The following is a 10,374-nucleotide window of genomic DNA, read 5'->3' as shown; positions in this document are numbered from 1 at the left end:
CCTACTCGCCCTGGCTCGACGCATGGTCGACGTCCTGTGGGCTCTGCTGCGCGACAACCGAACCTTCAGCCCGATCCCGCCATCGCAGGTCAGCGCTATCGCGGCTTGACATGGTCACTGAGATTCCTTGCTGGTGAGCGGTCCGCCGGAGGCGGCGGGGGCGGTCGGCCGGGTCCCGGCCGTCACATCGACGCGATCGCGCCGGTCACTTCGTATGACAGGAAATCTCGCGGGAGTGTGACGGATGGCTGAGGACGACTGGCTGAACGCGCGGTTCGCCGAGCACCAGCGGCACTTGCAGGCGGTGGCGTACCGGATGCTGGGTTCGCGGAGCGAGGCCGAGGACGCGGTGCAGGAGGCGTGGGCCCGGGTCAGCCGCGCCGACACGGGCCAGGTGGAGAACCCCGGCGGGTGGCTGACGACCGTCGTCGCGCGGGTGTGCCTGAACATGATGGAGGCGCGCCGCAGCAGGCCCGAGGATGCCGCCGGGGCACTGCCGCCCGAGCCGGCGGCGCCTCAGGGCGGCGTCCGTCCGGTGGGTCAGGCCGGTCCGGAGGACCAGGCGCTGCTGGCCGACTCGGTGGGCGTCGCGTTGATGGTGGTGCTGGATACGCTCACGCCCGCAGAGCGGCTCGCGTTCGTCCTGCACGACATCTTCGCGGTGTCGTTCGGGGAGATCGGCCGCGTCATCGACCGGTCGCCGGCGGCGGCCCGGCAGCTCGCCAGCCGGGCGCGGCGGCGCGTGCAGGGCGCCGCCGAGGCGTCGGACGCCGCGCGGTCGGCGAAGCGGGAGGTCGTCGCGGCGTTCCTCGCGGCGGCACGCGGCGACGACTTCCAGGGCCTGCTCGACGTCCTCGATCCCGACGCGGTGGCCGTCGGCGAGCTCCACGGCGCCGAGGCCGTGGCGTCCTTCTTCGCCGGACGGGCGCGGGCCGCGCACCTCGCCCTCGTCGACGGCGAGCCCGCGGCCGTCTGGTTCCACCACGGTGTGCCCAAGGCCGTCATCGCCTTCACCGTCGAGGACGGCCGGATCACGCGCATCGCCACCGACACCGACGCGGACCGGCTCCGCGCGCTCGACATCATCGTCCTGCCGCCGGGCCGGAAGAACCGCGATGAGCGGTAGCGTTCCGCCGATTCGCGCCGCGCGCATGAGCTTGCGGGTCGCGTCCTTCTCCCTGGCCGTGGACGACCTCGATCAGGCGCTCGCCTTCTACCGGAACGTGCTCGGCTTCGAGGTGTCCGGCGACGTCCCCTCCCGGGAGGCGCCGTGCGTGGCCCTGGCACCGCCGCTGCAGCCGGACATGCGCCTCCTCCTCGTGGCGCGCCCCGCGAACCCGTCGGCCGGCCGTTGGACGGTCGCCGACGACCTCCTGCACCGCGTCGACTTCACGACCGACGACTGCGACGCCGTCTTCGAACACCTGGAGGCCGCGGGCGCCGAGGTGATACAGGAACCGATCGACCGTCCGGGAGTCCGCGACTGCGCGTTCCTCGACCCGTCCGAGAACGTCCTCCGGTTCACCCAGGCCACAAGCGCGGGGCCCCGCCACCGTTGCCGGTGACGGGGCCCGTCCTCCCTGCTAGGAGCCGACCTGCGGGGCGCGGTCGGCGACCGACACCTTGAGCTGGGCCGTGGACGTCAGGACGCTCCCGACCGGGGCCTTGGCCAGGGCGGCGTTGACGACGACCTCGCGCTGGCCGAGGTACTGGTAGGTGCGCCGGTCGAAGATGTACTCCCGCCGGACGCCGCCGATGGTCTTCGCCGCGGCGATGCCCTTCCGGCCCGCCGCGTCCACCGCCTTGTCGACCGTGGCGACCCCCGGGATCGCCGCGGCGGCGCGGTACAGCGCGACCCGCTGCGCGGAGGGGAGGTACGCCTCCGTCAGCAGGCCGCCGACCCGCAGCCACGCCTCAGTGTCCGCCTGGGGGCCGGTGCCGAGACGGGTGTAGAGGTGCTCGTACATCTGCCGCGGGTCGGTGGGCAAGCGGCTGACGTAGGCGTAGTCGTTGCGCAGGAACTCGGCCCTGTTGTCGAAGTCCGCGAGCTTCTCGGGGCCGCCGGCCGGGTCGGGCTTGAGCGCGGACGGCGGGATCGGCCACCCCGGGTAGGGCTTGGGCGGGAGCGCCCTCCCCTCGATGACGCCCCGCGTCGAGTCGCCGTCCACGGGCAGCCACACCTTGCGGACGCTGCGGGCCAGGTACCGCGAGTGACCCTTAGCGGTGTTCACCTCGGCCGGATCCATCGTCTGGGACTCGTACACCAGGTACTGCCCCGGTTTGGGATGCAGTTCGGGGAACCGGGTGGAGGCGTCGGCGGCGCGCGTGAGCACCTGGGACGCGGCGACGGGCATGACGTGCGTGATCGTGTCCTGCTCCGGCTGGTCCGCGGTGGCCACCACGACCCCGGCCAGCGTCGCGGCGGCCAGCCCCCCGGTCAGGCCGATCGCCAGGCGGCCCCGGCGGGCAGGCCGGGCCGGACGGACGCGACGGGCGGCGGGCGCGGGGTCCGCCCCGCCGATGGCGGCCATGAGCCGGGCCTCCTCGGCGCGCAGGTCGGCCTCGTCCGTATGCGGGACCTCCGCCCGGAACCGGTCCAGCACGGTCATCTCATCCATGGACCGTCTCCTCCTTGAGGAACATCGTGGGGTTGATCTCGCTGAGTTCCCGGCGCAGCTTCTTGCGCGCCCGGTTTATGCGCGACCGCACCGTGCCGACGCGCACGTTCAGCGCGTGCGCGGCCTCCGGGTAGGTGAGGCCGCCCCAGGCGACCAGGAGCAGCGCGTCACGGTGCCCCTTGGGCAGGGACGCCAGTGCCCCCGCCAGGCGCGGGCCGTGCGCCTGCGCGCTGACCCGCTCGTCGCTGCGGTCGGTGAACGGCTCGGTGACGGGATCGGCGCCCGTGCGCTGGACGGCGCGCAGGTGGCGCACCTCGTCGCGGACGTGGCGTCCGATCAGGTTGGTCGCGATCCCGTACAGCCACGGCCGCGCGTTGCGCCGCGCCAGGTCGTAGCGGTCGCGCTGCCGGAACGCGGCCAGGAACGTCTCGGCCACCACGTCCTCGGCGGCGTCGCGTCCCAGCCTGCGGGTGACGTACCGCTTCAGCTCGGGGGCGTGGCGCCGGAACACCTCGGCGAACGCCTCCGGATGCTGCCGCGACCGTTCGATCGCGGCGGCATCGTCGGCCTCCGACGGGCTCGTTTCGCTCATTGTGTGGGCCTCTCGGGCTTCCGATCAGGTCATCCCCTCTTGCCGAACGGCCCGCGAACGGTTCCCGTCACCCCGGATGATCCGGATGATCCGCACGGCCGCGGTGACCGTGGGCGGTCACCGCGGCCGTGGAGGAGATGCCTACGCGGCGGGCAGCACGTCCAGCCGCCGCAGCAGTTCGCGCGCGACCGTGGCGCGCTTGGCGGCGTCGCCGCTCTCGACGATGTCGATGTTCAGCGCGAAGGGGTGCACGCGCCCGCCGCGCTCGACCCAGCCGGTCCACCAGCCGGTGCCGGGGCCGGGGGCGTTCTGCCAGCCCGACTTGGCGAACAGCGCGTACCCGTCCTGCTCCTCCTGCTTGATCAGTTCGCGGACGGTGCGCTGGTGCTCGCGCGAGGCGGGCAGGCGCGCGGCTGCCAGCCGCTCCATGAACCGGGTCTGCTCCACCGCCGAGATCTTCAGCGGACCGTCCAGCCAGAAGCGGTCCACCGCCGTCCCGGTCTCGCGGTTGCCGTAGCCGAGCCGGTGCAGCCACTGCCGTTCGCGCTTCAGGCCGATGCGGCGGGCGATGACCTGGAACGCCGCGGCGTTGGAGACGCGGACTGCCTCCCGCATCGTCATGTCCTGCTCCCATTCCGGGAACGGCTGCGGCGTGCCGTCCCAGGGGATCACCTCGTCGGGGCTCTTGACCGCGCCGGTCTCCAGGGCGACGAGCGCGTGCGGGACCTTGAAGCTGGAAGCGGGGACCAGCGGCGTCTGCGCGCGCCGCCCGTCCACCACGGTCGTGGTCCGGGTCTTCACGTCCAGCAGGGCGAACGAGCCGCGCACGCCCGCCGCGTCGAAGACGGACCGCAGGTCGTCGCGCTCGACGACGCCGGGCCGGATCTGGTCGGCCGCCGCGACGGCGACGGCACCGCGCGGGACGGGGCCCTGGGCGCCCGCGCCGCACGCGGCGGTGCCGAGGAGGGTGAGCGCGCCGAGCGCGGCGGCGCCCAGCCGGATGCGCAGATGTCGGGAAGAAAGCTTGATCATGCGGTCACTCGACCACTGCCCACTGCTTTCTGTCCAATACTGATATCGATTAGTCAATGATATGAGAAATAGTATCTTCGCAGCTCAGCGCAGTTCATTCATCCGATCGGGCTGTTAGCGCGAATCTGCGCGGCCGTCTCCAGGGCGGCCTCGAACTCATTCGCGGGCTCCGATGGCGTCGGCGGGTGGGCGGCGCAGGGCCAGACGGGCCGGGAGGGTCGTGGCCAGGACGGCCAGGGCTCCCATGCCGCCGATGATCGCGAGGAGTCCGACGATCGGGACGTGCGGTCCGGCCGACCCGGTCATCCCGGTGCTGAAGGCGTTCAGCGTCGCGTAGGCGATCGCGGTGCCGAGGACGGCCGCGACCAGGACGGCGGTCAGGGTCTCCCAGCGGAGCATCCGCAGCACCTGCCGGCGGGTGCCGCCGGCGAGCCGGAACACGGCCAGTTCGCGGACGCGGCCGGCGGTCGCCATGGCCAGGGCGTTGGCGGCGGAGAGGGCGGCGAAGGCGACGATCATGGCGAGGGACAGGTAGTTGACCGCGCTGCCGCTCGGCCTGGCGGGGGCGTCCGTCCGGGCGTGCAGGCCGAGGCCGGGGTAGGCCGCCACCGCGCTCTTCAGGGCGTCGCCGCGCACGCCGGGGGCGGAGATGAGCGCGGTGCCCATCGGGACGTCGACGTGGGCGGCCACCAGGGAGTGCGGCAGGGTGAGGTCACCGAAGCCGAGGCCGCGGTGGTAGACGGCGACGACGCGGAGCGTCACGTGCGTTCCGTCGGCCATGGCGAAGGACGCCTTGTCGCCGACCTTCATGCCGAGGCCCTCCCGGGCGGCCATGGTGCCGTCGCCGAAGTCGTTCAGGGAGCCGGAGCGCACGTCGAGGTCCATGGTGTTCGCCAGGCCGCCGGGGGTGACGCCCTGGGCGCTGTAGGGAGTGTTGGCGGCGCGGACGCGGGTGTGCAGGACCTCGGTGACCGTCCGGACCCCGGGCACCTTGCGCAGCGACTCGGCCGCCGGGCCGGGCACCGCGGGGCCGGCGGCGTAGTCGGCGACGTTGCCCGCGCCGGCCTGGGACGCGGCGGCCTCGTCGATGGTCGTCTCGGCGAACAGCAGCGTCGAGCCGAGCGCGACCATCAGGGTGAGCGGGGCGATGACGGCGGCGAGGCGGCGCGCGCCGGCGCGCAGGTTGGCGGCCGCCAGGCCGGCGACCGCGCCGGAGAACCGCAGCGGCAGGGTGACCGGTGGGATCGCCAGCCGGGTCAGGACGGGTCCGAGGAGGCCGACGGCGGTCGCGAACGCGAGCGCGGTCAAGGGCGTGAGGGGGCCCGAGCCGCGCTCGGAGTGGACGGACGCCAGCACGAAGGTGAGCACGACGGCGCCGGCCAGGACGACCAGCCCGGCGGCGAGCCGGAACCACGGTGTGCGGGGCGGTGCGAACGCGGCCTCGCCGAGGGCCTCGACCGGGCGGAGCCGGGTGATGCGGCGGGCCGCGATCCGGGCGGCCAGCCAGGCGGCCGCGACGGTGACGGCGACGGCGACGAGCGGCGGGACCGGCCCGGTGACCGGCGGCAGGTTGCCGGGGATGGCGTCCAGGTCGGCGAAGGCGGCGTGCAGCCGGGAGCCCAGGAACAGGCCGGCGGCTGCGCCCGGGACCGTCGCGCCGAGGCCGAGCAGGGCGGCCTCGCGGCCGATCATCCGGCGCAGTTGCCGGGGCGTCGCGGCGATGGCGCGCAGCAGGGCGAGTTCCCGCTCGCGCTGCTGGAGCATGAGCCCGAAGGTGCCGACGACGGCCAGCAGCGCCACGATCAGGGACGTGCCGCCGAGTGCGGCGCCCATGCTGACCAGCTTGACGCGGGCGCTGCCGCTGTCGGGGAACTCGGCGCGCCCGCGGTCGGTGCCGGTGTGGACGGTGGCGCCGGTTCCGCGGACGGCCGCGCGCACCGCGTCGGCGGTGTCGTCGACGGACGCGCCGGGCGCGGGCCAGACGCCGATCGCGGTGAGGCCGGGCCGCGCGGCGGTCAGGCGGCGGGCCTCCTCGGAGCTGAAGAAGACGGACGGGTTGCCCGGCGCTTGCCCGGTGACCCCGACGACGCGGTAGGTGCCCGTTCCGAGCGGGTTCAGGACGGTCACGTCCGTCCCGACGGCATGGCCCGCGGTGGCGCCCACGACGATCTCGCCTGCGGCGGCGGGAGCCCGGCCCTCCTTGAGGACGGTCCGGGCCAGCCCTGCCGACTCCCAGCCGTGCCCGTCCACGGGGCTCCCGCCGATGACAGCGGGGACGGTCACTTCCAGCACCACGGAACGGACGCCCGGCACCGCCTGCACCCGTCCGGTGAGCGACGCGGCGATCCGGCCCCGCGCGGTGTTGGGCTTGCTCTTGCGGTCGCCGTCGTCCTTGACGAGGTGCGCGTCCGGGTCACCCGACACGATGATCGGGGCGGCCGCGTAGCGCTCGGGGGCGACGTGGCTGCGCAGACCGGTGTCCATCAGCATGCCGCAGGCGGTGATCAGTGCGGCGGCGAAGAACAGCGCGATGAAACCGCCGGCGAACGCGGCACGACGGTGCCGCAAGGTGCTCAAGGAGAGAGAGAACATCAGACGTACGCCCCCAGCCGGGTCATCCGCTCAGCGACGTCGCTCGCGGTGGGCGCGGTGACCGAGTCGACGATCTGCCCGTCCGCCAGGAACAGGACGCTGTCGGCGTACGACGCGGCCACCGGGTCGTGGGTGACCATCACCACCGTCTGCCCGAGGTCGTCCACGATCTCCCGGAACGCGACCAGCACCTCCTTGGCGGTCATGGTGTCCAGCGCACCGGTCGGCTCGTCGCCGAAGACGACGTCCGGCCGCGCGACCAGGGCCCGCGCGATCGCGACGCGCTGCTGCTGCCCGCCCGACAGCTCGGCGGGCCGGTGCCCGGCCCGATCGGCCAGCCCGACCCGCTCCAGGATCTCCGCCAGCCGGGCGCGGTCGGCGCGGCGCCCGGCCAGCCGCAGCGGCAGCGTCACGTTCTGCTCCACCGTCAGGGACGGGAGCAGGTTGAACGCCTGGAAGACGAACCCGACCCGCTCGCGCCGCAGGACGGTCAGCTCGGTCTCGTTCATCCCGGTCAGCTCCGTACCGCCGAGCCGCACCGATCCGGCGGTGGGCCGGTCGAGCCCGGCCGCGCACTGCAGGAAGGTGCTCTTGCCCGACCCCGAGGGGCCCATCACGGCGGTGAAGCCGCCCTTCGGCAGCGAGACCGAGACCTGCCGGAGGGCCGCGACCGCGCCCGCCCCCTTGCCGTACACCCTGCTCACCGTGTCCATCACCACTGCTTCGTCCATGGACACCACTCTGCTGACCTGCGGCTTCGCCCGACAGAGCGTCCGTCATCGATCACCCATGAGATCGTCACGGGTAGGCTCGGCGGCGTGATCAAGGTGCTCATCGCCGAGGATCAGCACGTGATCCGGACCGCGCTGGCGACGCTGCTCGGTCTGGAACCCGACCTGGAGGTGGTCGCGGACGTCGGCGACGGCGGCGCCGTCGTCCCGGCGGCGCGGGTGCACCTGCCCGACGTGGCCGTCCTCGACATCGACATGCCCGGGACGGACGGGCTGACCGCGGCCGGGCTGCTGCGCGCCGAACTCCCGGGGTGCCGCACCCTCATGCTCACCGGGCACGGCAAGCCGGGGCTGCTGCGCCGCGCCCTGCGCGAGAAGGTGGACGGCTTCGTCCTGAAGTCCGCGCCGCCGGACCAGGTGATCGACGCGATCCGCAAGGTCCACGCGGGCGAGCGGGTCCTGGACGCGACCCTCGCGGTGACCGCCTGGGACCTGGCCGACGACCCGCTCACGCCGCGCGAGAAGGACGTCCTGCGGCTGCTGTCGGACGGCGCCGAGGTCCCCGAGATCGCGGGCCGGCTACACCTGTCGGCGGGGACCGTCCGCAACCATCTCACCGCGGTCGTCGCCAAGCTCGACGCCCGGGGGCGCACCGACGCCGTCCGCATCGCCCGCGAGGCCGGCTGGCTCTAGGTACGCGGCGAGCCGGAAGCGTCCGCCTGCGGCCGGGCGCGCCTCCAGCCGGCCGCCCGCCTCGGCGAGCCGCGTGGCGAGGTTGCCGATCCCCGCGCCCGGCGGGGTGACCTCGTCCGGACGTCCGTCGTTCACCACCGTCAGCCGCGCCGCCCCGACGGTGATCTCGCAGTGGCGGGCGGCGCTGTGCCGCAGGATGTTGGTGACCGCCTCCCGCAGCACGACGCTCAGCACCCCTTCGGCGTCGCCCGGCGGGGTGCCGTCGCGGACGACCCGCACCTCGATGCCCGCCGCGGCGAGCACCGACCGCGCCGACGCCAGCTCCGGTTCGAGTTCCAGCCGCCCGGCCGCGCCGGTCACCACCCCCATGTCCCGGCGCGCGTGCTCGGCGATGCGGACCAGGTCGTCGAACTCCGCCCGCGCCCGGTCCGGGTCCGACGCCAGCAGCCGGCGCGCGATCTCGGCCTTCAGCTGGACGGCCGCGAGGCTGTGCCCGAGCAGGTCGTGCAGGTCGCGGGCCGCGCGCAGCCGCTCCTGGACGACCGCCGCCCGCGCGAGCCCGGCCGCCGCCGCCCGCAGCTCGTCCGCCAGCTGGGCGAGCCGGACCAGCCCCCACACCACCAGCCCGGTCACCAGCACGCTGATCACCGAGTTCACCACCACGTCGGCGGCCTCGCCGAGCCGCCACGCGACCACCCCCATGGCGGCCATGACCGCGCCGGTCAGCGGCCAGGCCACGGCGGCGGGCAGCGCCAGCAGCAGCGTCCCCACCAGGAAGCCAGGCACGCCGCCCCACGCCTTGCCGAGCCACAGCAGCGGCACGAAGCTCAGCAGCGCCTGCGCCGCCAGCGCCCACCACGACCCCTCCGGCCGGCGCGCCCACCCGAGTTGCAGGACGGACACGGCCGCGAGGCACGGCACCGCGATGAGCAACTCCACCGGCGATGCCAGCAGCAGCAGTCCCTTGACGCAGAAGCCGGCGAGGACCGCCGCCAGCAACACCACCGACAACCGGTGCTCGGCGCTGGAGACCTCGGCCCGCGGCTCCGGCGCCGCCCGCACCGCCGCCTCGACGACGCAGCGGCCGTCCGGCTCCAGCGTCGTGCGCAGGTGCCCGCCGACCCGCTCGACCTGCGCGGCCAGCGGCGCCAGGGCCTCGGCGGCCCAGCCGGCCGCGGCGGCTCCGTCGTCGGTGACCCGCAGCACGAGCAGCCCGCCCCGCTCACCGGTCTCGATGGCGCAGTGCCGCGCCCGGCGGCGCCGCACCACGTCGGTGACCGCCTCCCGCAGGACGGTCGCCAGCAGCGCCCCGGCCCGGCCGAGCGGCTCCCGGTGGCCCACCCGCACCGTCACCTCGACGTCGGCCGCCGCCAGCATCCCGCGCGCCGCCGCGATCTCCGGGGTCAGCGAGAGGCTGCGCAGGTCCACGGCGGCGGTCCGGGCGGCGGTCAGCGACCGGCGCGCCACCCGCGACACCCGGTCGAGGTCCGCGACGCCCCGCGCGGCGGCGATCGCGTCCAGCCCGCGGCCGACCCCCGCGTTCAGCTCGGCCGCCACCCGCAGCCGCTCCTCCTCGACGGCCGCCACCGCCAGCGACAGCCGGGCCGCGAACACCTCCTCGATGCGGCCGACCAGCCGCGACAGCCCGTACACGACCGTCGTCATCAGGCCCGCCGTGATCGCGGCGTCCGCCGAACCGCCGGCCCCGTCCCCGCGGACCACCGCCAGGACGAGCACCGCGACCGCCGCCACCGCGGCCGTCACCCGGTTGCGGGCGAGCAGGAGCCCGCCCACCCACACGACCAGCACCGCCACGGAGAACCCCAGGCACAGCACCGCGACGAAGGACAGGACTCCCTGCGCCGCCGTCCAGGCAGGGGTCTGGAGGCGGCGCAGGGGCGCCAGCACGAACCGGAACTGCAGCAGCAGGATCGCTCCGGCCACGGGAACGGCGGCGGCCGCGTCGGCCGGCCGGTCGATCGCGCCCACCGTGTAGACGCCGACCAGCGCGACCAGGGCCGCGACCGCCACCGCCCGCGCCGTGCGCGGCGGCACGTCGACCGCCTGCCTTCGTTCCACCCCGCCCCTCGATCAGCCCCCGGAAACCGGGTCAGAT

9 protein-coding genes are annotated in these 10,374 nt (G+C 74.7%); 3 read left to right on the top strand and 6 right to left on the bottom strand.

Annotated features, from left to right (window positions below; all coding sequences use genetic code 11):
- Positions 1–244: 244 nt before the first annotated feature.
- Positions 245–1,126: a sigma-70 family RNA polymerase sigma factor gene (locus ETD96_RS32995; protein WP_138640399.1), complete on the top strand. Its 882-nt coding sequence runs from the start codon at positions 245–247 to the stop codon at positions 1,124–1,126.
- Positions 1,127–1,151: 25 nt separating this feature from the next.
- A complete protein-coding gene (locus ETD96_RS32990) occupies positions 1,152–1,565 on the top strand; it encodes a VOC family protein (RefSeq protein ID WP_138640398.1) in 414 nt (137 codons plus the stop codon).
- A gap of 18 nt (positions 1,566–1,583) precedes the next feature.
- On the opposite strand, the gene ETD96_RS32985 is transcribed toward ETD96_RS32990, so the two are convergent.
- The 5 genes from ETD96_RS32985 to ETD96_RS32965 all read right to left on the bottom strand — a co-directional run bounded on the left by ETD96_RS32985 (position 1,584) and on the right by ETD96_RS32965 (position 7,565).
- Complete coding sequence (locus tag ETD96_RS32985; RefSeq protein ID WP_240808398.1) at positions 1,584–2,618, bottom strand: CU044_5270 family protein; 1,035 nt, start codon at positions 2,616–2,618, stop codon at positions 1,584–1,586.
- On the bottom strand, positions 2,611–3,210 hold the full coding sequence (locus tag ETD96_RS32980) for an RNA polymerase sigma factor (RefSeq protein ID WP_138640397.1): 600 nt from the start codon (positions 3,208–3,210) through the stop codon (positions 2,611–2,613). Before ETD96_RS32980 ends, ETD96_RS32985 begins: the two co-directional genes overlap by 8 nt.
- A 141-nt stretch (positions 3,211–3,351) precedes the next feature.
- Entirely contained in the window at positions 3,352–4,242 is an 891-nt protein-coding gene (gene blaOXA / locus ETD96_RS32975) for a class D beta-lactamase (RefSeq protein WP_138640396.1), read from the bottom strand.
- Between the two features lie 156 nt (positions 4,243–4,398).
- Positions 4,399–6,819: an FtsX-like permease family protein gene (locus ETD96_RS32970; protein WP_240808397.1), complete on the bottom strand. Its 2,421-nt coding sequence runs from the start codon at positions 6,817–6,819 to the stop codon at positions 4,399–4,401.
- A 14-nt stretch (positions 6,820–6,833) separates the two neighbouring features.
- Positions 6,834–7,565: an ABC transporter ATP-binding protein gene (locus ETD96_RS32965; RefSeq protein WP_205719565.1), complete on the bottom strand. Its 732-nt coding sequence runs from the start codon at positions 7,563–7,565 to the stop codon at positions 6,834–6,836.
- Between the two features lie 87 nt (positions 7,566–7,652).
- On the opposite strand from ETD96_RS32965, the gene ETD96_RS32960 reads away from it, so the two are divergent.
- Positions 7,653–8,258 carry a response regulator transcription factor gene (locus tag ETD96_RS32960; RefSeq protein WP_138640394.1) on the top strand — a complete coding sequence of 202 codons (606 nt, stop codon included), beginning with the start codon at positions 7,653–7,655 and terminating at the stop codon, positions 8,256–8,258.
- Here ETD96_RS32960 and ETD96_RS32955 read toward each other — a convergent pair.
- Positions 8,145–10,337 (bottom strand): sensor histidine kinase, encoded by a 2,193-nt coding sequence (locus ETD96_RS32955; RefSeq protein WP_138640393.1) that lies wholly within the window; start codon positions 10,335–10,337, stop codon positions 8,145–8,147. The two genes, ETD96_RS32960 and ETD96_RS32955, sit on opposite strands and share 114 nt — an antisense overlap.
- Between the last annotated feature and the right edge of the window lie 37 nt (positions 10,338–10,374).

Source organism: Actinomadura geliboluensis, from assembly GCF_005889745.1.
Lineage (GTDB): Bacteria > Actinomycetota > Actinomycetes > Streptosporangiales > Streptosporangiaceae > Spirillospora > Spirillospora geliboluensis.
This window is presented reverse-complemented; position numbering and strand designations above follow the sequence as displayed.